The organism is Streptomyces sp. NPDC005263, from assembly GCF_042872365.1.
GTDB lineage: Bacteria > Actinomycetota > Actinomycetes > Streptomycetales > Streptomycetaceae > Streptomyces.
The window spans coordinates 1,497,167-1,522,177 of sequence record NZ_JBIAKJ010000001.1; the positions used below are offsets into that span (position 1 = coordinate 1,497,167).

Sequence of the window (25,011 nt, forward strand, 5' to 3'; positions counted from 1 at the left end):
GCCTCGGCCTCCAAGCGGGCCACGTGCAGGCCGACGCAATGATGGACGCCCGTGCCGCAGCCGATCTACCCGAAGGGGGCGCAGGCGAGGTCGAAATGAGCGGTGCCCGTCGCTCACCGAGGGCCTCGACCACGCGATGGTGTCGTCGTCGGCTTTCCCGGTTCAGAGGGAGTCGGGGAACGCCTGGTCCATTCCGAGCAGGCTGAGTGCGTACTCCTCCCGGTTCATCAGGGTGTTGTTCAGGCCGTGGCGGCTGGCGACTTCGAGGTCGCGCCACACCCGCTGAAGCGGGTTGGACAGCGCGAAGCTGCGGGTGCCCCCGATGTCGAGGAGCAGGTCGACGGCGTTGCGGAAGCTCCGTGTGGCAACGGCGGCGGCACCGCGAAGGTTCCCTCGCTCAGCGAGGCTGAGAATCCGGCCCTCGTGGGCCGCGCTGTCGATGGCGTCGGCGGCCCGGAGCAGGTGGAAGCGTCCCGTGTCGATCGCCGTGCGCGCGTCGGCGAGAGCGAGGCGGTAACCGGGAGCGTCACGGATGTCGCTGTATGCGGCCGTGATCGGCCGGCCTGACTTCATCGAGTCCAGCACCAGATCCCACGCTCCTTCGGCCATTCCCATGAGCGGTCCCACGATGCCCAGAGAGGCGAGAGTGCCGATCGGAGCCCGGTAGATGGGCTCCTCCGGGAGCCAGGTCGCGAACTTCCGTCCTGCGAAGGTCTCCAGATCGAGCGTGAACTCACGCGGCACGTACAGGTCGTCCGCGACGTAGGTGTTGCTGCCGGTGCCGGCCATCCCCGCGACGTACCAGGTGTCCTCGATCGTGAGATCGGCCGCGGACACGAGGGCGAAGCGGACCTCCCGCAGCTGGCCGGCGTCGTCCAGCACCCTGAAGGCGGTCACCGTCCACTGTGCCTGGTGGCTGCCCGATGCGAACGGCCACTTTCCGGTGAGCCGGTACCCACCGTCCACCTCGGTTGCCGCTGCGACCGGTGTGAACTGGCTGATCGCCACACTCTGGGGATCGGTATAGACGGCGGCTCGCACGTCGTCGGGGAACAGTCCGAAGGTGAAGGCGGTGGTGTTCGCGATGAACGCGACCCAGCCCGTGGAGCCATCGCCACGGGAGAGTTCGGCGGTGACGTCCACCATGGTGCGCAGACCGCCGCCGAACCCCCCTGACGCACGCGGTGTGCAGACCTGGAAGAGACCGGCGGATCGCACCGCGTCGGTCACCTCGTCCGTGAGGCGGCGATCGCGCTCCGTGCGTTCCGCGTTGTCGCGCAGGAGGGGGATCAGGTCATGTGCCGTGCGCACCAGCTTCTCGCGGGTGGTTGCTTCGTCGGCTGCCGCTTCCGTGGGGATGACCGCGTTGATCGTCATGATGTGGGCTTCCTTTGGGGCAGATGTCCGCCTGCCTTCGGGCTCCGGCCGGGTGGACGGAGCGGCATGGGGCTGCGATCGCGTCATTGCGCGCCCGGCATCACCTGGGACTGCTCGCTCAGCTGATGCCAGGTCCGGTTGTGGTAGACGAGCGGGCGCGGCGCGTCACTACGGGCGGCGATGTCCGGGGACGCGTAGTGCGCGTGGGTGGCGTTGACGACGACGAGCGTCGAGGCTCCCGCCGTGAAGGTGGCCGCGATGGTGCCGCGGATGCTCACCGGGGCCGCGACGAAGTACGGCTCGCCGGTCACCAGCCGGGCCCAGGAGCCGGTGTCCGCGAAGCGGTCCGCTCCGCTCGTCGCGCAAAGACGCGCGAGGTCGACCTGGTCGGCGCCCAGCAGGTGCACGACCATGGACGACGACTCCAGGATCGTCGGCGTCGCCGAGGAGAGGACCGACACCGAGAACACGAGCAGAGGTGGCGTCGCGCTCACCGATGTCACCGATGTCGCCGTCAGCGCGACCGGGCCTCGGCCGGCATCGGCGGTCACGACCGCGACCCCGCCCCGGTGATTGCGGAACGCCCGCGGAAAGCCTCGGACGACAGCCCCGGCTCCAGAGAGGATCCGGCGGTCAGCGCGCCGTGGTTGCGTATTCGATCACGGCCACTTGTCTCGGACATCGGCAGCGTCTCCAGTCAACATCGTCGAAACGATGTCTTCATGGAACCGAAGGTGCCCACCTGCCTGCTTGCCCGAACTCACCAAATCGTTCGCCGTCGATTGCCCTTACGGACCAACGCCTCGCCGGGCGACCGGCTTACGTAGCTGGTGAAGGAGAGCCTGCGTCCGGGCCGATGACGGCCGGGAGCCGCAACGCGACGCGCAGTTCGAGCCGCCCGGGCACCCGCGTACACCTGACGCGGTGGATGACAGTGATTTTCGCGACGAACAATGCCCATGTCCCGACGCCTGCGGAGCAGGCCTGTTGCCGCCTGCGCCGGGCGGTGTCCGACGGCACGCCAGACGCCGCATGCGTGGCGAACTCCACGTATGCGGCGCGTCTGCGAGGCCTCGTTCGACCGACTCGGCCCGCGGTCGCTCGGACGCCGGGTCCACGGCGAAGGGCACGCCAGGGGAGCCGGGTTGCAGGGCTCCCGCCCTCCTCAGTAGCCGACGCTGAACCGTGTCCGGTGGTGGGCAGGCGTGTCGATCTCGTCGAGGAGTGCGATGGCGTAGTCGGCACCGGAGATGGAGGACTTGCCCTCGGCGTCGGAGAGCAGCACGTCACCACCGACGCGCTAGGTGCCGGTGCGCTCGCCGGGGGCCTGAGCGCCGAACTGGGCGGCCGGACTGAGGTAGAACCAGTCCGCGTCGGTGTCAGATGTGGCCGCCGGCGTAACCGGTCGCACCGAACACGGTGATGATCGCCATGATTGGCTTTCTCGGTAGGTAGGTACGTAGGTGGGTCGCGAGCGGGCCAGGGCCGGTCTGACGGCGAGCCCACGCAGCGGTCCCTTCACGGGCCGCCGCACTCGCGTGCGGGAGACACCACTGCCGCAAGCCCGCCGTCGGCGTACTCAAGGGTCTGCCAGCACGTAAGGAGCACGGGGCCGCGGCGGCGCGGAGGGTCAGTCCCGGGTGACGGGGAGGGGCAGGAAACGCCGGAAAGCGGGGACGGCGACGGCTGCGACAACGACGTGCATGACCATCAAGGCGATGACCGCGCCCCAGCTGGTCCCGGGCCGGCTGTCGGAGGCGCCGACCATGATGTCCGGGATCAGGCTGACGATCAGGATGACGGGCACGAGGGTGCGCAGCAGCCGGTCCGGGCGGGCGGAGCGCGCGCGGATGATCGCCCAGGCGGCAGCGGCGATCAGGACGCCGAAGACGGTGAGGGGGGCGTAGGCGGAGAGTTGGAGGGGCTGGAAGTCGTCCGAGGCGCCGGCGGCGTGGGCTATCACGGCGACGACAGCGTTGACGGCGATGGCGACGGCAGCGGTGCCGATCAGACCGCCGGCGATGACGAGGCCGCTGGGGCGGGCCGGGTGGGCGGCGAGCTGGTGGCTCATGGTGTTTCTCCGGATCGAATAGGGACGGGCGGGAGGGACGGGCGGGGAAGCGGGTGGGGTCAGCCGGCTATCACGACGGAGCGACGGCTGGTGGTGGTGTCGGTGAGCGCGGTGAGCATCCAGGTGGCGACGTCGGCGCGACTGATGGTGTCCGCCATGCGCAGGGTGGCCGACTCGGGCAACAGCTTGGTGACGCCGGTGGCGGGGCCGTTGGTGAGGCGGACGGCGTGGACGAGGGTGTAGTCGAGGTCGCTGGCGCGCAGCGCGTCCTCGGCGGCTGCCTTGTCCTTGACCATGGCGCCCATGGCCGTGCTGGACATGAACTTGGCGGGTCCGCTCAGGCGCTCGCGCAGCACGGCGAAGGAGGACATCTCCACGAACCGACTGACACCGGTGGCGCCGGCTCCGGAGATGACGGCCCGCGTGGCGTCCGTGATGACGGATCCGCCGGTGGCGCCGAGCGTGCTGATCACCGCGCCAACGCCCGACATGGCCTGCGTGACGTCATCGGCGTCGGTGGCCTGCCCGGCAACCACGTCGAGGCCGGGCTGAGCATCCAGCTTCTCGGGCGAGCGGACAAGCGCGCGGACGGTGTGGCCCGCGGCCAGCGCCTGATCGACGACGAGACGCCCGGTGGCACCGGTGGCGCCGAGTACAAGCAGCTTCATGGGGGGGACTCCTCAAGGCTTGGACGCTGCTCGGAACCCCCGGGCAGTCACTTAAAGCATTAACTCAAAAATAGCGGCTATGACTTCAAGCTTCAAGCAAAGGTGGGCTGAACTTACTTCAAGCGTTAAGCGTTCGGTACATTGGGGGGCATGACGAACACCCCCGCCGACGAGGCACCCCGCTGGCTCGACGAAGAGGAGCGCCACGCCTGGCTCGGACTGGTCGGCATCATGCGGCGCCTGGAACACGCGCTCGACGCGCAGCTGCGAGACGAAGGGCTGACGCACTTCGAGTACGGGGTGATGGCAGCGCTGTCGGAAGCGCCGCAGCGGGAACTGCGCATGAGCGCGCTCGCCGCGTACGCCGAGGGGTCGCTCTCTCGTCTGTCCCAGGTCGTGGCCCGGCTCGAACGGAAGGGGTATGCCCAGCGGCGCCCCGATCCGGCCGACGGCCGCTACACCCTGGCCACCCTGACCGACGAGGGGTACGAGAAGATCGTCAGCACTGCTCCCGGCCACGTCGCGGAAGTACGCCGCCTGGTGTTCGACCCACTGACCAAGGCGCAGGTCAAACAACTCGGCCACATCGGCCGGCGCATCCTGCACACCATCGCCGCCGACCCCTGCGACGGTGACCGCGGCTGAGACTCCTCGTCGGCGGGACATCCCCCCTTGGGCTCGGCTGTCCGGCCTCAGCAACTCCGCCGGAGCGCCTCCTGCAGCGACACCCGGGCATGTCGGCCCACATGGCCGGGTGCCGTGCCGATCGCGCGTGTCTAACGCTCTCGGGCGACCACGCCGCCCGAGGAGATGTACGACTGCTGTCACTGTTCATGCACAAGGCCGACTCGTCGCATCATGGCCGCCGGTGGCCGTTACCCACGACCTCGTGCTCACAGCCTTCGCCGGACCAGCGAACTTGGACGAGCTGGACCGGGACACTTCCACACGAGCGTGTCAGGAGCTCCAGGGCAGCGTGGTGCCGAGTCGTTCCGCCAGTTCGTCCGCGCTGATTCCGTACGTCTCGCGTATCCGTGCGCCTTCGGGGCCGACGTCGAATACGCCGTGGTCGGTGTAGACGCGGCTAACGCAGCCGGCGCCGGTGAGCGGGTAGGCGCACTGCGGCACGAGCTTCGGCTCACCGGAGCGGGTGAAGAGCGTCATCATCACGTAGACGTCCTTGGCGCCGATGGCGAGGTCCATGGCGCCGCCCACGGCGGGGATGTCCTCGGGCCTGCCGGTGGTCCAGTTGGCCAGGTCTCCGCCGAAGGCGACCTGGTAGGCCCCCAGGACGCAGACGTCGAGGTGTCCGCCGCGCATCATGGCGAAGGAGTCGGCGTGGTGGAAGTAGGCCGCCCCCGGCCGTTCGGTCACCGGGACCTTGCCGGCGTTGGTCAGGTCGGGGTCGACCGCGTCACCCTCGGCCTTCGGGCCCCGCCAACCGCGAAGCGCCGTCGTTGAGCGGGCTGGCGTTGCCCGCGGTGATGGTGCCGCCCTGCTCCGCCGTACGGAAGACCGGCTTGAGTCCCGCCAGCACCTCCGGCGTGGATCCGGCGCGGATGCCCTCGTCACAGGTCAGGTCGACGCCTCCGACCGGCACCACCAGATCGTCGTAGAAGCCCGACTCCCATGCCGCGTGGGCGAGTCGGTGGGAGCGGGCGGCGAACTCGTCCTGGCGCTCGCGGGAGATCCCGAAGCGCTCCCGGAGCTGCTCGTTGGACTCGCCGAGGCTGACCGTCCACTCCTTCGGCATCCGCGGGTTGACCAGCCGCCAGCCGAGCGTGGTCGACACGGCGGTGACATCGCCGGCCGGGAACGGCTTCGCCGACTTCGGCAGCACCCACGGCGCACGTGTCATCGACTCCACGCCGCCGGTCAGTACCACCTCGGCGTCGCCGGATTCGATCGTGCGGCTCGCGATCATCGCCGCGTCGAGGCTCGATCCGCACAGCCGGTTGACCGTGGTACCGGGCACGCTCACCGGCAGCCCTGCGAGCAGCGCCGCCATACGGCCGACGTTGCGGTTCTCCTCACCGGCGCCGTTGGCGTTGCCCCACACCACGTCGTCGATCGCGGCGGGGTCGAGGCCCGGCACCCGGGCGAGCGTCGAGGTGATCGCGGCGGCGGCGAGGTCGTCGGGCCGGAGCCCGGCCAGCGCGCCGTTGAAGCGCCCGAACGGCGTGCGGGTGGCGGAGTAGAGGAAAGCACTCATGGCAGCGACGCTAATGGCGGGCCGCGATATTCTGAAGTACGTATATCGAGACTGATTGATATGGAAGGCATATGGATCTGCGTCAGCTGCGGTACTTCGTGGCGGTGGCCGAGGAGCGGCATTTCGGTCGTGCTGCGGAGCGACTCCACATGGCCCAGCCGCCGCTCTCCACGCAGATCCGCCAGCTGGAAACCGAGCTCGGCGTACAACTGCTCCACCGCACCACACGCCGTGTCGACCTCACCGAGGCCGGCCGGGCCTACCTGGAGCGGGCGCGCGGGATCCTCGCCGACGTCGACGCGGCCGGCCATCACGCCCGGCTCGTCGCCGCCGGCTCGGTGGGCCACCTCGCGATCGGCTGCGTGGGCTCGGCGACGTACAGCCTGCTGCCCGCGCTCTCGCGGCGACTCACGGAAGAGCTTCCCGGCGTCGACTTCTCCTTCCGGGGCGAGATGCTCGCGCCCGACCAGGTCGAGGCGCTGCGCACCGGCGCGATCGACGTCGCGCTGCTGCGCCCTGTGGCCGCCGACCTCTCCCTCACCGTGCACAGCCTGCGCCGGGACCGGCTCGTCGTCGCCGTACCCGTCGACCACCCGCTCGCCCGCCGGAAGCGGCTGCGGGCAGCGGACCTGGCCGGCGCCGATCTGATCGTGCACTCCGCCGACCGCCGTTCAGTGATGTACGACGTCGTGCTCGGCCTCCTGCGCGACGCGGGCGTCGAGCCGCACATCCGCCACGAGGTCGGCGAGACCTCGACGCTGGTCACGCTCGTGGCCGGCGGCCTCGGCGTCGCCGTCGTACCCGAGCCCGTGACCGCGCTGGCCCTCGACGGTGTGGTCTACCGACCGCTGACCGGAGCCGACGCACGCGTGGAGCTTGCCGTGGCCCACCGCGCGGACCGCTCCGAGCCGCACCTGGGGCGCACCGTGGGAATCATCCAGGCGATGTTCTGAGACGTCCACCGACGCCGGACACGGTGCGGCGTGGGCCGCGGGGTCGAGGGTGAGACCGGAGCCTGCGGATCGTGGCTCAACCTCACTTGGCCACTCTCGGCGACGAGGGTGTGCGGAGGCAGCGCGTCGAGGTCGATGTCGGCGGTGCTCATGGGAGGACCATCCTTGATGCAGCCCTCCGGCCTGGGGCCACACACAAAGCACCGGACCAAACGCTCAGTCAGTCGTGTCGGCCGAGGGTGTCGGTCAGTGGATGTCGCCGGCGGTTTGTACGCCACTCCAGCGGCTGGTCTCGGCTGCCAGGTCCAGGGGTTCGATGGGCACGGCGGTCGCGTACGCGGCCCACTGCTCGCGCGGGAGCATCCACATGATCTCGAATTCGTTGCCGTCGGGGTCGGCGCCGTAGACGCTCTTGGTTGTGCCCCCGTGGCTGGACTCTCCGGTGTACGCGCCGGCCTCGGCCAGTACTTCGCGGGCGCGCTGGAGGTCCTCGATGGTGTCGACCTGCCAGGCCAGGTGGTAGAGCCCGATCCCGCCGCGCCGCTTGGGCGGCGCGGACGGGCCGACGCCCATGAGGCCGAGATCGTGATCGTTGACGGAGCGCGGCAACCGCAGAAACACGGCCCGGCCCCGGGGCTCACGCGCGGCGACGTCCATGCCGAAGACCTTGGTGTAGAACCGCTCAGATCGCGCCACATCGGCGACGAACAGAACGGCATGGTTGAGTCGCACCGGACCGATGCTCATCGGGATTCTCCTTGTCGTGAATGCTCAGGAAAGCGTTGCTGGATGGCCCCGGGTCGCTCGGGGATGTGCGGCAGGCAGCGTCGCCGACCCCACGTCCCCCGAGCCGTGGTGTCACTGAGCCAGGATGAATCCGCCGGTCCACGAGGTCTTCGCGCCGGCGGCGAGGGTGAGTTGCAGGAAGCCGAGTGCCTCCAGCTCCCGAGCCCGCTTGAGGCCGCCCGCGTCCACGGCGCGCAGCCCGGCGGCCATGATCACGCCGACGAGCAGCGCCTTGGCGTCCGCGTCGTCGCCGGCGAGCAGCACGGTGGTCGGCTGCCCGCCGACCGTGCCGGTGGCCAGCGTGCCGGCGAAGCAACTCGGCGGCGGCCGAGCTCTCGGCCGGGACGGCCAGTGAGCCGAAGGTCTCGAAGGTCAGCAGGTTCGTGATGTCGACGACGACATTGCAGGCCGACTGCGCACCACGTTGCCGCCCTTGCCGGCCAGGTCGGCAAGGGCCTGACCCATGTTCCCCGTGCCGATGATGCTGATATGCGTCATGCGGCCCCAGAGGTTGCAGCTACAACCATGGCACATCAGCATGGTTGTAGCAACAACTATATTGGTGACATACTGTGCCGCGTGGACACGCGATGGCTCACCCGGGAACAAGTGGCGGCATGGGTACGGCTGGCCGCCGTACTGGAGTTGCTACCGACGGCCCTGGACAGCCAACTGCGACGCGACGCTCAACTGACGCACTTCGACTACTACGTACTGGCCCTGCTCTCCGAGGCGCCCCAGCGGACGATGCGGATGGCCAAGCTCGCCCAGAGCACCACTGCCACCCTCGCCCGACTCTCCCACGTGGTACAGCGTCTGGAAGGCCGCGGCCTGCTCGATCGCGTTCCCTGCCCGACGGACCGGCGCGCCACCAACGCCCGCCTCACCGAGGCCGGCTGGCAAAAAGTGCAACAGGCCGCCCCGGGCCACGTGACCTTCGTACGAGACCACGTGATCGACGCGCTCACACCCGACCAGGTCATCCAACTCGCTGACATCACCCAAGCCATCCTGCACAGGCTCGACCCCGATGCCGGCCGGGCCGACACGAACCAGTTGCACGACTCGCCCGACTAGCCGCTCGCCCTCGCGAGTGCGAGTGGCCGTGACCGCGCACGCCAGCCGGGTCGTACCTGCCCGGAAGCGTCAGCTCATCCATTCCGCGGCGACATCAGCGATCCCAGGTCCGCCGCGGGACTGCGGACCGTCTGTTCGGTGAACAGCTCATAGGCCTTCGTCAGTACCAGCGTGTACAGGCACCCCTGCCGCCTGGTCTGGTGACGCACTGCCAGCTCGACGGAGTCGATCATGACGACACCATGCCGCCACCCCTCCTGCACAACCATGTCGCCCAGCTCTGGACACTGCAGATCAAGCGGTTGCCCCGCGCGGGGGGCCTCCAGCACCAGAAACGTAGGCGGCCGGCGCCGCACCCTCCACGCCCACCCGTCGGCTTGGAGAGAGGTGCGGTCAGCACCGGAAGAGCGCTCTGCACCCCGATCCCAGGTCATTCAAGTTCCATACCTCATCGAGAGAAGGCCCCGTGCCCGGTCCCGTAGTCCACTGGTCCGCCGCCGAGACGGAACGCGCCGGAACACCCCTGGTCCTAGCCCTCCACGGCTGGGGCGCCGACGAGCGGTCCTTCGCCGACCTGGCACCGCAACTGCCTGCCGGGACGACCGTCGCCTCCGTCCGAGCGCCCATCCCGGCAGGCGGCGGCTACGCCTGGTTCGCCAATCGCGGCATCGGACGGCCGCTTCCGGACTCGATCGCCGACACCGCCCGCCGGCTCTTCGACTGGCTCCACACTGTGCAACCGCAGCATTCCTCCGTCACCGTGCTCGGCTTCTCGGGCGGCATGGTCATGGCCGGCGGTCTGATACTCGCACGCCCCGGGGAGTTCTCCGCCGCCGTCCTGCTCTCCGGCACCCTGCCCTGGGACGCGGCCCTCCCGGAGGAGCCCGGCCGACTCGGCGGTCTCCCTGTCTTCTGGGGGCGCGACACCGAGGACCAGGTGATCCCGGCCGATCTCGTCGCACGCACCGGGACCTGGCTCCGCGAGCAGTCCGGGGCAGTCCTGCATGAGCACACCTACCCGGGCCTCGGTCACGGCATCAACGCGAAGGAAGTGGCGGACATCCGCGACTTCCTCGCCGCGCTCCCCACACACAGCGCCGGGGGGTCGCCGTCAGGAACGTGAAGGGCACTGTCACGTTGACTGACTCGCGGGATGATCAAGTTGGTCGGGCTGAGGAGGCTGTCCATGGCGGACGCACTGTCGTCGCACAAGGGGCAGCGGTACCCGGTCTGGGCAATCTCCCACTGCGAGTGGCTGTACCACGCTCCCCGCTGTCGTTCGGGGAAGCCGAGGAAGTGATCCCGAAGCGCGGTGTGACCGTCTCGTAGGAGACGGTCACACCGCTGGTGCGCCAAGTTCGGGCGGCAGTACGTCAACGCGCCGCGCCGTCGGCGTCCCCGGCCAGGGGGCAACCGGTACCTGGACGAGGTCTTCACAAGCCCAGGTTCGACGTACCACTCCTGGAGGTGGCACTGCGATTGCCCGAAGTCGGGTACGTCGGGGCGATGGGCTCGCGTCGTACCCACGACGACCGGATGGCCCGGCTGCGGAACGCGGGACTGACCGAGGAGGAACTGGCCCGTCTCTCCAGCCCCATCGGCCTGGACCTCGGCGCACGCACGCCCGAGGAGACCGCCATCAGCATCGCCGCCGAAATCGTCGCCGGCCTTCGAGGGGGATCGGGGCAGCCCCTGGCCCGTTCGGCAGGGCCGATTCACGGACCGACGCGCTCCGGACACGCCGACCAGCGCGAGGACCTTGTCATCGGCGGAGGTGAGCTGGTTCAAAGAGCGGGGACTCCGGCTCACCTGTCCGCGTAGGCGGCAGCCTCACCTCATCGGCCCAGGGCCGCTTCCCGCAAGAGACAGGCGCGCGACGCGAGATCACGCACACTGGCCGGCGCCCGGAAGTCAGCCCACACCGCACGGGTCGCAACGGCGGCAGCGGCCCTCCATACTTTCGCCGTACCGACCAGGAGGCAGCCCTGCGCGACAAGAACTTACGCGACGATCTTCGCGACGGAATCACGAGCCTGCTGCGCGATGCGGTCGTCCGTGGTGTCGTCCGCCCCGCCTATGCCGATGGCGCCGATGACCTCCCCGTCGGCCGTCACGATCGGCACGCCGCCGGCGACAGGCAGAAGGTTGGAGTCAAGCAGGTGGGGAGGTGCCACCTGCATCTGCGGGGATGCCGCGAAGGCCGCGAACTTTGCCGTCGGGACACCGCTCACGGCCGAGGTGTAGGCCTTACGTCGAGCGGTCTCCACGCCGAGGAGTCCCACGCCGTCGTCGCTGAGGAGGACCTTCGTGACACCACTTCGGTTGACCACGACAGCGCACACCTGGTGCCCCTCGGCCCTCCCCGCTTCCAGCGCGGCGAGTGCGGCGCCGTGCGCGATCTCGTAGCTGAGCGGCTCTCGCATGGAGCGGTTCCTTCCCTTGCCGACCGGAAGGTCGACCGGCCGCCTTCCGTGAAGTCCGCTCAGTATGCAGCCGCCAGACATGAATGTGAAGCGGGGATCGCATTCACATCTTGCGGTCCGGCGCTCACTGCGCCGGCATCCCGAGCAGGTACAGACAGGCGACATTCACCAGCTCGTCGGTGAGCTGACGCCACGTCAGCGACTGGTCGGACTCGAACAGTTCGCCGTACAGAACGCGGTTCTGACAGGTCCCGTAGATCAAGCGATAGACGACGTCCACGCGCACCTCCGGCTCCGGCGCGTCGATCATCTGCACCATCGGCTCCAGGAACTGCCGAAAGACTCGAGCGGCGTCAATGGCGGCCTCGGAGCCGACCCGGGCCACCGCGGAATCGGTGGCGCCCGCGGCCAGGAAGACGCGCATCAGGCGCTGGTGCGCTTGGTACGTCTCGGTGAGTCCGGCGACCGCGGAGGCGACCAGCGCGGCGGGATCCGTGCGCAGCGGAGGGAAGCGGCGGATGATGTCGTCGCGGAACTGGTCGATCATGTCGCGCTGCAAGGCTGCCATCAGGCGGTCCTTGTCGCCGAACCGCCGATAGACGCTGCCCACCGAGACGCCCGCCCGGGCGGCGACGGCCGCGACGGTGAGCGCTTCGGTGCCGCCCTCTTCGAGCAGGGCCGTGCCTGCCTCCAGGATCCGCTGCTGAGTCAGCCGGCTACGCGCCTGCTGCGCCGGAGGTAGATCGAGCGAGGGTTCGGTACTCACCGCACCAGCGTATACGGCGCCAACATCCCCTCCAGCGGCCTCCGTACGCGCCGCCGCCGGACGCCACCAGCGGTGCACCCAAGCGCCCTCCGACCTCACTTGGCCGCCGCCGACCGGTCACACCTTCCGCCTACGAGCACCTGAACGTGACCCTTGACACACTCGCACGTTAAATGCGAATGTGAATTAACAATCCTATTCGAGGTCGCGCACGACGGTGCCCTCGCAGGTGCTCCCCCGTAGCCCTGCATGCTCCATCTGCTGTGCACCCGAGCCGCACGGGAGACGAACGATGACCACCACTTCAGAGGTCGACACCGGCACGGCCTACGGCCGCCCGAAGCCTTCGTACAACGCCCGCCTCCGCGAGGTGGGGCCCGGTACCCCCATGGGCGAGGCGCTGCGCCGCTACTGGCATCCGGTCGCCAGCTCGGAAACTCTGATCGCAGGCGCGCTGCCGCAGAAGACCCGCGTCCTGGGCGAGGACCTGGTCGTGTTCCGGGACGGACAGGGCAACCCCGGTGTCGTGATCGAGCGCTGCACCCACCGAGGCGCCAGCCTCTTCTACGGCCGCGTCGAGGACGACGGCATCCGCTGCTGTTACCACGGCTGGAAGTTCGACGTGCAGGGTCACTGCATCGAGCAGGCGTGCGAGCCGGGTCTGGGACGCAGGCGCGACGCCGCCCGTCAGCCGTGGTACCCCGTCGAGGAGCGCTACGGCCTGGTCTTCGTCTACATGGGCCCGCCCGAGCGCAAGCCCGAACTCCCTCGCTACGACGCGATGGAGAACCCCGCCGAGGACGAGAGGTACTTCGCCAGCTGGCCGGTGCCGCACGCCGCGGTCCTCGGCATGCCGGCGGATTTCAGCTGGCTCAACATCTACGAGAACTCCGCTGACCCGACGCACGTCACCTGGCTCCACTCCACGCACAGCGGATACCAGATGCTGGGCACCGGCACCTTCGGCTACCCCGAGAACTTCTTCGACCCGGCCACCATCGCCGAACGCCTTACGTACGGGCGCACCGACCACGGCGTGAAGTACACCCAGCGGTTCGAGGTCGAGGGCGAGGACGGCGAGGTCACCGAGTACGGCTTCGCGGTCGACCAGCACCTGCCCAACGTTTTCGGCCTGCCGGACTACGTGAAGATCGCCCCCGACGAGCGGGCGGACCAGTTGCTGTGGGTCGTGCCCTCCGACGACACCAGCCACCGGCTGTTCTTCTCGATCCGCACGAACGACCCCGAGCGCATGGTCCGCTTCGTCATCGGCATCACGCAGGACGGCAGGCAGAACCACGAGCTCACCGACGAGGAGCGCCAGAAGTTCCCGGGAGACACGGAGGCCCAGGGCTCGCAGGGAGCGATCACCCTGGACTCCGAGGAGACCCTGGCCACCGGGGACCGCGGCGTTGTCATGCTGCGGCGCATGCTTCTGACGATGGCCGACGATGTCGAGGCGGGGCGCGACCCGATCAACATCATCCGCGACGCGTCGGAGGTCCACCACGTCGAGACCGGCCTCTTCACCCTCGGCAAGAAGCGCTCGGCGGACGACACCACCGACACCCCGGCCACCGCCGGCATCTGAGCGGGAACCATGAGCAACGAATGGCTCGACACCATCGTGATCGGCCGACGCGACGCGACTGCCCGGATCGTGGTACTCGACCTGGTCAGTCCCGACGGCTCCGAACTCCCTGAGTTCGCCGCCGGCGCCCATGTCGACGTCATGGTGGACGGAGGCGCCGGGCTGGTCCGCCAGTACTCCCTGTGCGGGCCGCCGCACGAGCTCACCCGATACCGGCTGGCGGTGCTGGCCGAGACGGAGTCGCGCGGCGGCTCGCTGGGGATGCACCGGCTCAGCAAGGGCGACCGTCTGCGGATATCCCGCCCGCGCAACAGGTTCGGCGTGTCGGACGAGGCACGTCGCCATCTGCTGGTGGCCGGCGGTATCGGCGTCACACCCCTGCTGGCCATGGCGCACGCGCTCGAAGCCAGTGGCGCGGAGTACGAGTTGCACTACTGCGCTCGAAGCAGGGCGGATGCCGCGTTCCTCGACGAGCTGGAGCACAATTCCCGCGTTCGGCTTCACTTCGACGACGGCCCGGACGCCCAGCGATTCAGCGTCGCCGCCGACCTCGGCCGGCCCGACCCCGAGACGGCGGTCTACGTCTGTGGCCCCGGGGGCTTCATGGACTTCGTGATCTCCTCCGCACTCGAAGCGGGATGGCCTGCCGAAGCGATCCACAAGGAGCGCTTCGCACCCGTGGAGGACGTCGCCGCGCACACGGCTGGAGCGACGTTCAGGGTGCGGCTGGCCAAGTCCGGCGGCGAGTTCGAGGTCAAGGACGGCGAGAGCGTCCTCGACGCCCTGCTCGCGGGTGGCGTCGACGCGCCTTACTCATGTCAGCAGGGGATCTGCGGTGAGTGCATCGTCCGCGTGCTCGCCGGAGAACCCGACCACCGCGACGACATCCTGACCGACCGCGAGCGCGCCGACGGGATGTTCACCACGTGCTCGTCGCGAGCACGCTCACCGATTCTGGAGTTGGACCTATGACCACCACACACACCACCGCCGTCCAGGCGATCGAACAGGCAGAGGCCGCATGGCTCGCCGCTCTCGTCGAGGGCGAGAAGGCACTGATTCCCCTCATGCTCGAGGACAGCCGCGTCGTCCACGGCCCGGTCGGGAAAGTCGACGACCGGGAGACCTGGGCCCACTTCCATGTGACCCGCCGCCGCTCCGTCTCCGCGAAGGCCACGGAACTCGCCATCACGGTGCGTGGCAACACCGCGATCACCACGTGTTTCCACGAGATGTACACCGTCCTGGACGAGAGCATCGCGCCGTTCCCGATGCAGGAGACGGTGACGAAGGTCTGGGAGGAGACCGACGAGGGCTGGCGCCTGGCGCACATGGTCATGGGCAGGCGTTTCCCGCCGGTCTGAGGCCCCGCTGAGCCGGTCGCATGCCTCCTACACCACTGTTCGATGAACGGACAAGAGGGTTCAGGGCATGCCGCCGGGCGAGGAAAGTTCGACATACATGGTTGGTACGGCGATCGCCACACATGGTTCATGGCGATCGCCGCTGTCGTGAAGGTAGGGCAACACATGTCAACCACTGAGATCGAGGCACCCACGTCAGGCGCCGTCCGCACCAGTGACCTCTTCATCGCGGGCGAGCACGTCGCGGCCAAGGACGGCCGCTACTTCGAGACGACCGAGGCCCTGACCGGCGAACCGATCGCACGGGTCGCCGCGGCCTCCGTCGAGGACGTCGACCTCGCGGTGAACGCCGCGGCTGCCGCCCTTACAGAGTGGTCGAGCCTCCCGCCGGCCGCCCGCCGGTCGGTTCTGGAGCGTGCGGCCGTCCTGCTCGGCGAGCGCACCGACGACATCGTCGCCACGATGAGCCGCGAGATGGGCGCCACCCTCCCCTGGTGCGGCTTCAACGTGCACGTCGCGAAGGGCATGCTCGTCGAGGCGGCGGCCCAGGCGTACGCGGCCGTCGGCGAGGTCATCCCGTCGGACGTGCCCGGCCTCACCGCCCTCGGCGTACGTCAGCCGGTCGGCGTCGTCGTCGGCATCGCACCGTGGAACGCGCCGCTGATCCTCGGCGTACGTTCCATCGTGTGGCCGCTGGTGTGGGGCAACACCGTGGTGCTGAAGTCCTCCGAGCAGACACCGCTCACCCAGGCCGCCATCGTCCAGGTGCTGCACGACGCCGGCGTGCCCGCCGGCGCGGTCAACCTCATCAGCAACGCGCCCGAGGACGGTCCGGGCGTCGTCGAGGCGCTGATCGCCCACCGCGCCGTCACGCGCGTGAACTTCACCGGATCGAGCCGGGTCGGCCGTATCATCGGCGAACTCGGCGGTCGCCACCTCACCCGTGTCGTGCTCGAACTCGGCGGCAAGGCGCCCTTCCTGGTGCTCCCCGACGCTGATCTGGAGGAGGCGGCCGCGGCGGCGAGCTTCGGTGCCTTCATGAACCAGGGCGAGATCTGTATGTCGACCGAGCGCGTCATCGTCGACAGAACCGTCGCCGACGAGCTCTCCTCCCGCCTGGCCGAGCGTGCCTCCAAGCTCGTCGTGGGGCCGCCGAGCGACCCCACCTCCCAGGTCGGTCCGCTGGTCCACGGCGCCGCCCGCGACCACGTGGTCGCGTTGATCGAGGACGCCCGCGCCAAGGGCGCCCAGATCCTGGCCGGCGGCATGGCCGACGGCCTGTTCGTGCAACCGACCGTGCTGCGCGGAGTGACGCCGGACATGCGCATCTACACCGAGGAGACCTTCGGACCGGTGGTCTCGATCATCGAGGTGGATTCGACCGACGAAGCCGTCACGGTGGCCAACGACACCGAGTACGGACTCTCCGCCGCGGTCTTCGGCAAGGACGCGGCCGCCGCGCTCGACGTGGCCCGCCGGATCAGGTCCGGCATCTGCCACATCAACGGCGCCACTGTCCACGACGAACCCCAGATGCCGTTCGGCGGTGTTGGCGCCAGCGGCTGGGGCCGGTTCGGGTCCCGCGCCGCGCTGGAGGAGTTCACGGAGTTGCGCTGGATCACCATCCAGTCCGGATCCCGCCACTACCCCATCTGACCTGCGCAACGAGATCGATCGGAGATCGAACCATGTCGCAGGCCGACAACGACAGCCATGAGATCCGGCGGCTCACCGAGAACTGGGCGCTGTGGCGCGACGCCGGTGACTGGAGCCGCTTCGCCACCGTCTGGCATCCGCGGGACGGCTGGATGAGCGCGACCTGGTTCCAGGGAAGCGCCACCGACTTCATCAAGGCCAGTCGTGAGGGCTTCGAGAACGGCGTCAGCATCCTCCACTTCCTCGGTGGCCACACCGCGGACATTGCTGGCGACCGGGCCGTCGCCCAGACGAAGATGACCATCAACCAGCGCGCGAGCGTCGACGGCGTCGAGGTCGATGTCGTGTGCACCGGTCGCTTCTACGACTTCCTCTCCCGCCACGAGGGGCGCTGGACCCTGGTGCGCCGGCAGCCGATCTACGAGAAGGACCGGCTCGACGTCGTGGATCCCGCTGTCTCACTGACGTTGGATCCCGAGCTACTGAACCGGTTCCCGACCGGCTATCGGCACTTGGCATACCTGCAGACCAAGGCGGGTTTCACGGTGAAGGACGGGCTTCCCGGTCTCACCGGCACAGCCGTCGAGCAGCTCTACGAAGAAGGCAAGCAATGGCTGGCAGAGGCCCGATGAAGTTCACTCACGAAACCCTCCCTCAGCGGGTCGTGTTCGCGGCCGGGGAATCACCCGCCGCCGTGGCGGCGGAGGTCGAGGCGCTCGGCGGTTCCAAGGTCATGCTGATCGCGTCGGACCGCGAGAAGGAGCTGGCCGACCCGATCGCCAAGGAGATCCCGGTCGTACTGCGTCACGAGGAGGTCGTGATGCACGTACCGGTCGAGGTCGTGGGGCGAGCCCTGCGGGCCGCGGTCGGCGCGGAAGCAGACATCCTGGTCAGCGTCGGCGGCGGCTCGACCACGGGGCTGGCCAAGGCGGTGGCGCTGACCACCGGGCTGCCGATCATCGCGGTACCCACCACCTACGCGGGCTCCGAGGCAACCAACGTGTGGGGGCTGACCGAGGGTGAGACCAAGACCACCGGCGTGGACGGCAAGGTGCTGCCCGCGTCGGTCGTCTACGACGCCGCCCTGCTCACCACACTGCCCGCCGAAATGACGGTGGCCAGCGGCCTGAACGCGATGGCGCATTGCGTGGACTCGATGTGGGGTCCGCGTGCCGACCCGATCGACCGGGCGCTGGCGCAGGAGGGCATCCGCGCGCTGGCAGCCGGCCTGTCGGCGGTGGCCGACGACTCGACCGGTGTCCAGGGCATCGAGCAGACGCTGTACGGCGCCTACCTCGCCGCTGTCGCGTTCGCCTCGGCCGGCTCCGGGATGCATCACAAGATCTGCCATGTCCTCGGCGGCATGTTCAACCTCCCGCACGCACAGACCCACGCGGTCGTGCTGCCGTACGTGCTGGCCTTCAACGCCCCGCACGCCTCCGAGGCGGAGGCCCGTGTCGCCCAGGCGCTCGGCTCCGGAAAGGCGAGCGCCGGCCTGGCCGCCCTGCGCGAGGTGCTGGACGCGCCGAGGGCGCTGCGCGACTACGGCATGCCCAAGGACGGCATCGCCAGGGCACTGGGCCCGATCATGAAGGCGATCCCGGCCAACAACCCCACTCCCGTCACCTGCGCGAACCTGACCCTGCTGCTGCAGGCGGCGTGGGCCGGCGAACCGATCAACTGAGAGAGGCCGCCATGGCTACCTACGTCAACCCCGGCTCGGCCCAGGCAGCCGGTACCCACGGCGCCATCTACCGTGAGGTGTCGCCGGAGCAGCAGGAGGTCGAGCAGCAGCTCGTCGACAACGTCGTGGCCTCCTTCGACCTCTGCGAGGACCCGCGGCTGCAGGAGCTCATGACCTCCCTGGTCAAGCACGTGCACTCCTTCATCCGCGAGGTCCGGCTGACCGAGGAGGAGTGGGGGACGGCGATCGACTTCCTCACCAAGGCCGGCCACATCACCGACGAGGTCCGGCAGGAGTTCATTCTGCTGTCCGACACCCTCGGCGCCAGCATGCAGACGATCAACGTCAACAACCAGGCCTACAGGGGTGCCACCGAGGCGACCGTCTTCGGGCCGTTCTTCGTCGAGGACTCCCCCGCGATCGAACTCGGCGGTGACCTGGCCTTCGGTGCCCCCGGCGAGCCCTGCTGGGTCGAGGGCACCGTCACCGACACCGACGGCACCCCGCTCGCCGGCGCGCTGATCGAGGTCTGGGAGGCCGACGAGGACGGGCTGTACGACGTGCAGTACGAGGCCGGCAAGCGCGCCGGCCGGGCGCACCTCTTCTCCGCGGCCGACGGCGGCTACCGCTTCTGGGGCCTCACCCCGACGCCGTACCCCATCCCGAACGACGGCCCCGTCGGCAAGATGCTCGACGCGGTCGGCCGTTCACCGCTGCGCGCCAGTCACCTGCATTTCATGGTGTCCCACGATGGTGCGCGCACGCTGGTGACGCACATCTTTCCCGAGGGTGATCCGATCGGCCGCAAGGACACCGTCTTCGGTGTGAAGGACTCACTGATCAAACGGTTCGAGCAGCAGCCCGTCGGCACGCCGACGCCCGATGGCCGCGTCATCGACGGCACTTGGAGCCGGGTGCGCTTCGACATCGTCCTCGCCCCCAAGGGCGTATGACCGCTTGCCGCTCTGCCTCTCCGACCGGAGAGGCAGTTTTTGGCGCCGTTTCACTCTGACGACCGACGCTTCGCGTCGCCCGGGGCCAGCAGGCCGTCCACCACCAGTCCGGCCAGGGCCTCCGCCCTGGCGAGACGTTCCGCCTGCGACAGCTGCTCGGGGCGGCCCAGGCGCCGGGCGAACGGCTCCTGCACCAGGCCGGCCACGGGAGCGATGATGGCGAAGAACAGGACGTCCATCGGTACCCGTGCCATGCGCCCGGACGCCGTCAACCTCTCGATGCTGGGCACGACGAGGGCCAGCGTCGGCTCGATGTAACGCTCGTAGAGGTAGTCCAGCCGCTCGGTGTCCCGTCCGGATTCGTCCGCCATCAGCAAGGCCAGATACGGCTCGCCGATGTTGACGCGGTAGAACTCCCTGACGAACTGCCGCACCACGTCCTCGTCCCCGCTGCCGGGCGCGGCGGGCGCCATGCGCGTGAGCTGAGCTCCGAGCGCGGCGTCCACAACGGCTCGCCAGAAGGCCGCCTTGGACCCGTAGCGGTCGTTGATGAAGGTGTGACTGACCCCGAGTCGGCGCGCGAGCTCCCGCGCCGAGGCCCGGTCGTAGCCCAGCTCCGAGAACGCCTCCAGGCCTCGCAGCAGGACGTCCCGCTCCGCGGGTACCGCGGCGGAATCCGCTCCGGGCCGACCCGGGCGTCGAGTGGTGGTCGACCTGTCTCCCAAATGTCCTCCTCAGCCGGCCGTACGGGCGTGCCTGTCAGTCCGACCAGCGTAGTCGTCCGGATCGGCACCTCTGAGCACGGTTGACACCTGCCCGCCAGCAGTTAAACTGACATCTGTCGGATATACGCGGGACTGCGCATACGGCGCCCTCCCGAACGACCATCCGCACCTTTGGGCGACCGTTCACCGACCGCACCCTCCCCGCACAGCAGGCTTCCTCCTGCAGACAACAGCGTTCATCGACAGTACGAAACAGTTTCGTTCACACACCGTGCATCCGTGCAGAACCTCCGCGCAAGGAGCCACCATGCGTAAGACCACCGCCGGCGCCGCCGCCATCGCCTCCGCGCTGATCGCCTCACTCACGCTCGCCTCAGGTGGGCCGGCCACGGCGACGACCGCCGCCGACCCGACCGCAGCGAACCACACCACATCCACGAAGGGGCCGGCCCGGACCAACCTGCCGGTTCTCATCGACCCGGCCGCAGACCTCACTTACGACCCCGCCCAGTCCAACCAGTCCTGGTACGTCACAGCGCACGTGACCGCCGGAGGTCACCGGTACGGATTCCTGGCCCACTACCTGAACTCCAGCTTCGGCGATCAAGGGGGCGCCATCTCGAGGGTGTCGATCGTCAACGAGGACACCGGCTGGTACACGAAGTCGGAGATCGCCCTCCCTCCCGCGACGGGTCTTTCCGACAAGCAGGGCGTGGACATCCACACCGACAACATCACCTGGACCGGCGACGCGAGGGAGATGAAACTGCACGCCAAGGTCCCCGAGGGGACCATCGACGTCACGCTGCGCCCCCGCGGAAACACTCTCTACAACATGGGCACGGGCTACTTCCCCATGTTCGGTGACGCGAAGTACTCCAACTACGAATACGCCCTGCCCACCGTGGACACCTCCGGGTCCCTGACCCTGAACGGCCGCGCCGACAAAGTCCGCGGTCAGTCCTGGGTGGACCGCCAGTGGGGACCTCTTCCCGACCTCAGCACGGGACACGGCTCGTGGTCCTGGATGAACCTCAACCTGTCCAACGGCGACAAGGTCAGCGTCTGGAACCAGAAATACGACGACAAGAAGAACAACTTCGCGACGATCCTGAAGCCCGACGGCACCCAGACCCTCACCGAGGCCACCCTCACTCCGGACGAAAGCACCCTCTGGACCAGCCCGGCCACCGGAAAGCGCTACCCCACGCGCTGGAAGGTCACCATCCCGGGCGAGCACGCGAAGCTGAACGTCACCGTGTACGCCAAGGACCAGGAGCTGACGGTCCCCTCACCTGGCTACGAAGGCAGCGCTGCCGTCACCGGCACCTACGACCACCGCCCGGTCACCGGCAACACCTACATCGAACTCACCAACGGACAGTAGTCGTCCACGGCCACACAACTCCGGCGAACGCCGTGGACGACCAGAGGGGCGTCCACGGCGTTCGCCCGGGCCTCGTGGGAGGGCGCAACGCGTCGAGAGCCGGGGGCCGGTGGCCGGGCACCGGCCCCATAGTCAGGCCTGCAGCGACTCCGCGAAGTCCCGCCAAGGGCGCCCCATCCCAGCCGGCGCAGGCCCGCCACACGGAAGTGAAGATCCCGCGCGGCCCGACAGCCGAGTCCGGTCCACCAGCGCATCCCGGCAACCACGTACTCGACCCATATGACGGCCCCGGCCGGCTGGCCGAAGGGCAACGTCATGACAGTCGTCCTCGCTCTGGTCCTGTGGCGCGGGTGCTGATCGAGGGCGGCCGTCTCCTCTACGCCGGCGGGCGGGTGAAGCCGGTGGCGCCGCCGTCCACCGGGAGCGCCGCGCCTGTGATGTAGCCGGCTTCGGAGGAGGCCAGGAAGAGCACGGCGTCGGCGAGCTCGTCCGGTTCTCCTTCTCGGAGCATGGGAGTGCTGAGCCTGACCCGCTCGCGGAAGGCCTCGGCGCCGTCAGACGGAAGGCCCGTCGTGCGGGCGGCGATGTCGGTGTTCATGCCGCCCGGAATGACGATGTTGACCCGGATTCCCTCGCCGATGACCTCGGCGGCGAGGACCCGTGTCAGGTGCTCGAGTGCGGCCTTGCTGGTTCCGTAGGCGGCGGTTCCCGCGCCGGCCCTTCGGCCTGCTGCCGAGCCGCAGAAGACGACGGCCCCACCGGGTGCGAGCAGGGGCCTCAGTCCCTGCATGAGGAAGAACGGACCCTTGACGTTGGTGTCGAACACCATGTCCCAGGTCGCTTCGTCCATGTCGTCGAGACGCTTGATGCCCGCCCGCCCAGCGTTGAGGAAGGCGGCATCGAGGTGGTCGACCCGTGCGGCGACCTCCGTGACCGCGGCCTTGATTCCGGCCGACGAGGAGAGATCGGCTGCCACGGCGATCGTGCCGTCGCCGATCAGATCGCTCGCGGTCTTCAGCCGGTCCGGGTCCCGCGCGATGATGATCACGCGGGCGCCCTCGCGCGCGAACGCCTGTGCGGCCGCCAGTCCCAGTCCACTGCTGCCGCCGGTGACGAGGCAGGTCTTCCCGAGGAAACGCTGACGCCGGTCGCCGACGTCCAGGTCGCGGCGTCCGACGTCAGTCGTGTCCTTCACGGTTCCCCTTCGTGGGAGATCAGGAGGTGCGGTTCACGCGTCGATCTCGACGCCGCCGAACGGAGCTCCGCCGTTCAGGACGCGCTCCTCCGGAGGAATGGGTGCGAGGCTCACGCGTACGTCGATGCATGTCGGCCGACGGGCCGCGAGGGCCGCCTCGATCGCGGGGCGGAGCTGGTCGAGTTCCGTGACGTCGACGCCGTCCGCACCGAGAGCTCGCGCCACGCCGCTGTAGGAGCCGTTCCCCAGACGGTTGTTGGTAACACGGTCCTGTCCGTAGAAGAACTGCTGCGTGTGCAGTGTGGCGCCCCAGGCCTGGTTGTTGAGGACGATCACGACGACCGGGAGTCCCGCCCGGACGAGGGAGTCGAACTCGGCGAGGCTGTAGCCGACGGCACCGTCACCGGTGACCAGGATCGTCGCCTTGTCGGAGGCCCCGTACTGCGCTCCCAGGGCCACGCCGAGGTTGCTCCCCATCGAGCTGAGGTAGCCGTGCCCGAGGTAGTGGGCCAGCGGCGCGAGGGCGATCGTCTCGGAGAGCCACAGCTCGGTCAGGGCGCCGTCGACGACCACGGTGGCCTGGTCGGGGACGCTCTCGGCGATCGTACGGACAGCGAGATACGGGTGGATCGCGTCGTCCTCGTGCCCCTCGGTCTCGGCGGCGAGTGCCGAGCGCCGGGTGGCCGAGATGTCCCGCAGGGTCGCCAGCCAGTCGCCGCGCCCGGAGGGAACCGGGCTGTCGCCCAGGCGCTCGTTCAGCAGGCCGACCGTGCCGATCGGATCCGCCTGGATGCCGAGTTCCACATCCTGCAGGCGGCCCAGTTCACGGCCGTCGGGGTCGATCTGGAAGATCCGCGCGCTCTTCGGGAGCAGTCGGCCCGTGCCGAACTGTGTCGTCATTCCGAAGCGCAGCCCGAGCAGCAGGACCAGGTCGGGCCGCTCGTCCTCGGGGACGGTGGCCAGGGTCTGGACGAGACCGACGTGCTGACCGGAGCCGACGATCGCCCCGAGGCCCTCCCAGTCGGAAAGAAGGGCCACTCCGGTGCGTGCGGCGAACTCGTGCAACTGGGCTCGCGCTTCGGCGGTGACGAAGGACTTGCCGACCAGCGCGATCGGCCGCTGGGCGGCACCGAGCGCGTCGATGATCCGGTCGACGGCGTTGGCGGGGGCGATGCCGGTGCCGTCGATCTCGACGCGGTAGTCCTCGAACTCGTCGACGTCGATCTGCCGGCGCAGGACGTCCCAGGGAATGTCGAGGAGCACCGGGCCCTTGGGCTCCGACTGCGCGGTGCGGATCGCCTGGGCGACCAGGCGGGGGATCAGGTCCGTACGGGTGACGCGGTGCGCGAACTTGGTCACCGGGGCAGCCATGGCGACCTGGTTGAATCCGGCCTGCTGGTCGTTGACCTCGTCCGTCTCGAGAGGACCGGAGCCGGTGATGTACAGCACGGGGGTCCGGTCCAGATAGGCGTTGGTGATCGAGGTCAGCACGTTGGTGAAGCCACCGCCGGCCGTGACGACGGCGACCCCCAGGTCCCCGGTGACCCGCGCATAGCCCTCCGCCGCGTGTCCGGCGTTCATCTCGTGGCGCACGTCGACGACCCGGAGCTTGGCGTCCATGGCCTCCTGGAGAATGGGGTCGATGTGCGCTCCGGGCAGACCGAAGGCGACGTTGACTCCGGCTCGCTGCAACGTACGCACGACAAGCCCACTACCGGTTGCGGTTGCCATTCGATGATCCGCCCTTCGGGACGTACTCAGAGTTTCAACAAAAGACGCTGGGGCAGGGCCATGTCTCAGGCCTCCCGTACCGGAGTCTCGGGTGTGACCTGGATGACGACAATGGCCGTGTTCGTTGGATGGTCAACGCCTTGTTCGCCATGGAAGAGCGGAGACCCGGCGACCGGACCATTCGGGAGAGGGATGTCCAGACCGACGGGCATCGGATTTACGTCGGTATGTCGTTCCAGGCAATGCAACCCCGCCGGCTCAACATCCGCCTGGCTCCCGGCCGGCACTCGGACACCCACGTGGACGGCGTGATGCGGCCGCTCAGTCCTTCCGCGCCGTGGGCACCGAGGACACCAGCCACAGCTCGCAGCCACGGCAGGGGCACCGAGCCA

General features: G+C 69.0%; 25 protein-coding genes and 3 pseudogenes. 13 read left to right on the forward strand and 15 right to left on the reverse strand.

Features of this window, described 5'->3' with window-relative positions; translation table 11 throughout:
- Positions 1-162 precede the first annotated feature (162 nt).
- The 4 genes from ACFYRY_RS06880 to ACFYRY_RS06895 form a co-directional block, all read right to left on the reverse strand.
- Positions 163-1,377 carry an acyl-CoA dehydrogenase family protein gene (locus tag ACFYRY_RS06880; protein WP_389140819.1) on the reverse strand — a complete coding sequence of 405 codons (1,215 nt, stop codon included), beginning with the start codon at positions 1,375-1,377 and terminating at the stop codon, positions 163-165.
- Positions 1,378-1,460: 83 nt separating this feature from the next.
- Positions 1,461-1,928 (reverse strand): flavin reductase family protein, encoded by a 468-nt coding sequence (locus ACFYRY_RS06885; RefSeq protein WP_389140821.1) that lies wholly within the window; start codon positions 1,926-1,928, stop codon positions 1,461-1,463.
- A gap of 1,079 nt (positions 1,929-3,007) precedes the next feature.
- Positions 3,008-3,448: a DUF6069 family protein gene (locus tag ACFYRY_RS06890; RefSeq protein WP_389140823.1), complete on the reverse strand. Its 441-nt coding sequence runs from the start codon at positions 3,446-3,448 to the stop codon at positions 3,008-3,010.
- Positions 3,449-3,507: 59 nt separating this feature from the next.
- Positions 3,508-4,116 (reverse strand): NAD(P)-dependent oxidoreductase, encoded by a 609-nt coding sequence (locus ACFYRY_RS06895; protein ID WP_389140825.1) that lies wholly within the window; start codon positions 4,114-4,116, stop codon positions 3,508-3,510.
- Positions 4,117-4,266: 150 nt separating this feature from the next.
- On the opposite strand from ACFYRY_RS06895, the gene ACFYRY_RS06900 reads away from it, so the two are divergent.
- Positions 4,267-4,761 (forward strand): MarR family winged helix-turn-helix transcriptional regulator, encoded by a 495-nt coding sequence (locus ACFYRY_RS06900; protein WP_389140827.1) that lies wholly within the window; start codon positions 4,267-4,269, stop codon positions 4,759-4,761.
- Positions 4,762-5,073: 312 nt separating this feature from the next.
- Here ACFYRY_RS06900 and ACFYRY_RS06905 read toward each other — a convergent pair.
- Together ACFYRY_RS06905 and ACFYRY_RS06910 are read right to left on the reverse strand one after the other, a co-directional pair.
- A pseudogene (locus ACFYRY_RS06905) lies at positions 5,074-5,550 on the reverse strand (CoA-transferase); the annotation flags it as partial.
- Between the two features lie 10 nt (positions 5,551-5,560).
- A pseudogene (locus ACFYRY_RS06910) lies at positions 5,561-6,328 on the reverse strand (thiolase family protein); the annotation flags it as partial.
- A 71-nt stretch (positions 6,329-6,399) separates the two neighbouring features.
- On the opposite strand from ACFYRY_RS06910, the gene ACFYRY_RS06915 reads away from it, so the two are divergent.
- Positions 6,400-7,281, forward strand: a complete 882-nt coding sequence (locus tag ACFYRY_RS06915) for a LysR substrate-binding domain-containing protein (protein WP_389140829.1) — start codon at positions 6,400-6,402, stop codon at positions 7,279-7,281.
- Positions 7,282-7,527: 246 nt separating this feature from the next.
- On the opposite strand, the gene ACFYRY_RS06920 is transcribed toward ACFYRY_RS06915, so the two are convergent.
- The 3 genes from ACFYRY_RS06920 to ACFYRY_RS06930 form a co-directional block, all read right to left on the reverse strand.
- Positions 7,528-8,028 (reverse strand): VOC family protein, encoded by a 501-nt coding sequence (locus tag ACFYRY_RS06920; RefSeq protein ID WP_389140831.1) that lies wholly within the window; start codon positions 8,026-8,028, stop codon positions 7,528-7,530.
- A gap of 111 nt (positions 8,029-8,139) precedes the next feature.
- Positions 8,140-8,331: a hypothetical protein gene (locus ACFYRY_RS06925; RefSeq protein ID WP_389140833.1), complete on the reverse strand. Its 192-nt coding sequence runs from the start codon at positions 8,329-8,331 to the stop codon at positions 8,140-8,142.
- 108 nt (positions 8,332-8,439) lie between these two features.
- Positions 8,440-8,565 carry an NAD(P)-binding domain-containing protein gene (locus tag ACFYRY_RS06930; RefSeq protein ID WP_389140835.1) on the reverse strand — a complete coding sequence of 42 codons (126 nt, stop codon included), beginning with the start codon at positions 8,563-8,565 and terminating at the stop codon, positions 8,440-8,442.
- Between the two features lie 81 nt (positions 8,566-8,646).
- Here ACFYRY_RS06930 and ACFYRY_RS06935 point away from each other — a divergent pair, with 81 nt between their 5' ends.
- A complete protein-coding gene (locus ACFYRY_RS06935; protein ID WP_389140837.1) occupies positions 8,647-9,144 on the forward strand; it encodes a MarR family winged helix-turn-helix transcriptional regulator in 498 nt (165 codons plus the stop codon).
- Positions 9,145-9,218: 74 nt separating this feature from the next.
- Here ACFYRY_RS06935 and ACFYRY_RS06940 read toward each other — a convergent pair whose 3' ends face one another.
- Positions 9,219-9,377: a hypothetical protein gene (locus ACFYRY_RS06940; protein WP_389140839.1), complete on the reverse strand. Its 159-nt coding sequence runs from the start codon at positions 9,375-9,377 to the stop codon at positions 9,219-9,221.
- A gap of 233 nt (positions 9,378-9,610) precedes the next feature.
- On the opposite strand from ACFYRY_RS06940, the gene ACFYRY_RS06945 reads away from it, so the two are divergent.
- Together ACFYRY_RS06945 and ACFYRY_RS06950 are read left to right on the forward strand one after the other, a co-directional pair.
- Entirely contained in the window at positions 9,611-10,267 is a 657-nt protein-coding gene (locus tag ACFYRY_RS06945; RefSeq protein WP_389140841.1) for an alpha/beta hydrolase, read from the forward strand.
- Positions 10,268-10,578: 311 nt separating this feature from the next.
- Positions 10,579-10,965: pseudogene (locus ACFYRY_RS06950) on the forward strand (XdhC family protein); the annotation flags it as partial.
- Between the two features lie 179 nt (positions 10,966-11,144).
- Here the strand turns inward: ACFYRY_RS06950 and ACFYRY_RS06955 are convergent.
- Entirely contained in the window at positions 11,145-11,567 is a 423-nt protein-coding gene (locus tag ACFYRY_RS06955; protein WP_389140843.1) for a heme-binding protein, read from the reverse strand.
- 124 nt (positions 11,568-11,691) lie between these two features.
- Complete coding sequence (locus ACFYRY_RS06960) at positions 11,692-12,333, reverse strand: TetR/AcrR family transcriptional regulator (RefSeq protein ID WP_389140845.1); 642 nt, start codon at positions 12,331-12,333, stop codon at positions 11,692-11,694.
- Between the two features lie 292 nt (positions 12,334-12,625).
- On the opposite strand from ACFYRY_RS06960, the gene ACFYRY_RS06965 reads away from it, so the two are divergent.
- The 7 genes from ACFYRY_RS06965 to ACFYRY_RS06995 all read left to right on the forward strand — a co-directional run bounded on the left by ACFYRY_RS06965 (position 12,626) and on the right by ACFYRY_RS06995 (position 19,581).
- Entirely contained in the window at positions 12,626-13,924 is a 1,299-nt protein-coding gene (locus ACFYRY_RS06965; protein WP_389140847.1) for a Rieske 2Fe-2S domain-containing protein, read from the forward strand.
- A gap of 9 nt (positions 13,925-13,933) precedes the next feature.
- Complete coding sequence (locus ACFYRY_RS06970) at positions 13,934-14,896, forward strand: PDR/VanB family oxidoreductase (RefSeq protein WP_389140849.1); 963 nt, start codon at positions 13,934-13,936, stop codon at positions 14,894-14,896.
- Positions 14,893-15,288: a nuclear transport factor 2 family protein gene (locus ACFYRY_RS06975; RefSeq protein ID WP_389140851.1), complete on the forward strand. Its 396-nt coding sequence runs from the start codon at positions 14,893-14,895 to the stop codon at positions 15,286-15,288. Before ACFYRY_RS06970 ends, ACFYRY_RS06975 begins: the two co-directional genes overlap by 4 nt.
- A gap of 165 nt (positions 15,289-15,453) precedes the next feature.
- Positions 15,454-16,944 carry an aldehyde dehydrogenase gene (locus tag ACFYRY_RS06980; protein ID WP_389140853.1) on the forward strand — a complete coding sequence of 497 codons (1,491 nt, stop codon included), beginning with the start codon at positions 15,454-15,456 and terminating at the stop codon, positions 16,942-16,944.
- Positions 16,945-16,976: 32 nt separating this feature from the next.
- Complete coding sequence (locus tag ACFYRY_RS06985; protein WP_389140855.1) at positions 16,977-17,576, forward strand: nuclear transport factor 2 family protein; 600 nt, start codon at positions 16,977-16,979, stop codon at positions 17,574-17,576.
- Positions 17,573-18,628, forward strand: coding sequence for a maleylacetate reductase (locus tag ACFYRY_RS06990; RefSeq protein ID WP_389141122.1), 1,056 nt, complete (start codon positions 17,573-17,575; stop codon positions 18,626-18,628). The genes ACFYRY_RS06985 and ACFYRY_RS06990 overlap by 4 nt, the downstream gene beginning before the upstream one ends.
- An 11-nt stretch (positions 18,629-18,639) precedes the next feature.
- Positions 18,640-19,581 (forward strand): dioxygenase, encoded by a 942-nt coding sequence (locus ACFYRY_RS06995; RefSeq protein WP_389140857.1) that lies wholly within the window; start codon positions 18,640-18,642, stop codon positions 19,579-19,581.
- A 50-nt stretch (positions 19,582-19,631) separates the two neighbouring features.
- Here ACFYRY_RS06995 and ACFYRY_RS07000 read toward each other — a convergent pair whose 3' ends face one another.
- Positions 19,632-20,306 (reverse strand): TetR/AcrR family transcriptional regulator, encoded by a 675-nt coding sequence (locus ACFYRY_RS07000; protein WP_389140859.1) that lies wholly within the window; start codon positions 20,304-20,306, stop codon positions 19,632-19,634.
- A gap of 307 nt (positions 20,307-20,613) precedes the next feature.
- Here ACFYRY_RS07000 and ACFYRY_RS07005 point away from each other — a divergent pair, with 307 nt between their 5' ends.
- Positions 20,614-21,693, forward strand: a complete 1,080-nt coding sequence (locus tag ACFYRY_RS07005; protein WP_389140861.1) for a lipocalin family protein — start codon at positions 20,614-20,616, stop codon at positions 21,691-21,693.
- A 376-nt stretch (positions 21,694-22,069) separates the two neighbouring features.
- Here the strand turns inward: ACFYRY_RS07005 and ACFYRY_RS07010 are convergent, their stop codons facing one another.
- A complete protein-coding gene (locus ACFYRY_RS07010) occupies positions 22,070-22,888 on the reverse strand; it encodes an SDR family NAD(P)-dependent oxidoreductase (protein WP_389140863.1) in 819 nt (272 codons plus the stop codon).
- A gap of 33 nt (positions 22,889-22,921) precedes the next feature.
- Entirely contained in the window at positions 22,922-24,619 is a 1,698-nt protein-coding gene (locus ACFYRY_RS07015; RefSeq protein ID WP_389140865.1) for a thiamine pyrophosphate-binding protein, read from the reverse strand.
- Positions 24,620-25,011: the final 392 nt, after the last annotated feature.

Bases quoted from the DNA above. Each gene is read 5' to 3' on its own strand.
- ACFYRY_RS06980 (WP_389140853.1), top strand. From the start codon at position 15,454: ATGTCAACCACTGAGATCGAGGCACCCACGTCAGGCGCCGTCCGCACC.
- ACFYRY_RS06940 (WP_389140839.1), bottom strand. From the start codon at position 9,377: ATGATCGACTCCGTCGAGCTGGCAGTGCGTCACCAGACCAGGCGGCAG.
- ACFYRY_RS06920 (WP_389140831.1), bottom strand. From the start codon at position 8,028: ATGAGCATCGGTCCGGTGCGACTCAACCATGCCGTTCTGTTCGTCGCC.
- ACFYRY_RS06955 (WP_389140843.1), bottom strand. From the start codon at position 11,567: ATGCGAGAGCCGCTCAGCTACGAGATCGCGCACGGCGCCGCACTCGCC.
- ACFYRY_RS06915 (WP_389140829.1), top strand. From the start codon at position 6,400: ATGGATCTGCGTCAGCTGCGGTACTTCGTGGCGGTGGCCGAGGAGCGG.
- ACFYRY_RS06890 (WP_389140823.1), bottom strand. From the start codon at position 3,448: ATGAGCCACCAGCTCGCCGCCCACCCGGCCCGCCCCAGCGGCCTCGTC.
- ACFYRY_RS06985 (WP_389140855.1), top strand. From the start codon at position 16,977: ATGTCGCAGGCCGACAACGACAGCCATGAGATCCGGCGGCTCACCGAG.
- ACFYRY_RS06975 (WP_389140851.1), top strand. From the start codon at position 14,893: ATGACCACCACACACACCACCGCCGTCCAGGCGATCGAACAGGCAGAG.
- ACFYRY_RS06990 (WP_389141122.1), top strand. From the start codon at position 17,573: ATGAAGTTCACTCACGAAACCCTCCCTCAGCGGGTCGTGTTCGCGGCC.
- ACFYRY_RS06965 (WP_389140847.1), top strand. From the start codon at position 12,626: ATGACCACCACTTCAGAGGTCGACACCGGCACGGCCTACGGCCGCCCG.
- ACFYRY_RS07015 (WP_389140865.1), bottom strand. From the start codon at position 24,619: ATGGCAACCGCAACCGGTAGTGGGCTTGTCGTGCGTACGTTGCAGCGA.
- ACFYRY_RS06970 (WP_389140849.1), top strand. From the start codon at position 13,934: ATGAGCAACGAATGGCTCGACACCATCGTGATCGGCCGACGCGACGCG.
- ACFYRY_RS06895 (WP_389140825.1), bottom strand. From the start codon at position 4,116: ATGAAGCTGCTTGTACTCGGCGCCACCGGTGCCACCGGGCGTCTCGTC.
- ACFYRY_RS06880 (WP_389140819.1), bottom strand. From the start codon at position 1,377: ATGACGATCAACGCGGTCATCCCCACGGAAGCGGCAGCCGACGAAGCA.
- ACFYRY_RS06900 (WP_389140827.1), top strand. From the start codon at position 4,267: ATGACGAACACCCCCGCCGACGAGGCACCCCGCTGGCTCGACGAAGAG.
- ACFYRY_RS07005 (WP_389140861.1), top strand. From the start codon at position 20,614: ATGCGTAAGACCACCGCCGGCGCCGCCGCCATCGCCTCCGCGCTGATC.
- ACFYRY_RS06930 (WP_389140835.1), bottom strand. From the start codon at position 8,565: ATGACGCATATCAGCATCATCGGCACGGGGAACATGGGTCAGGCCCTT.
- ACFYRY_RS06995 (WP_389140857.1), top strand. From the start codon at position 18,640: ATGGCTACCTACGTCAACCCCGGCTCGGCCCAGGCAGCCGGTACCCAC.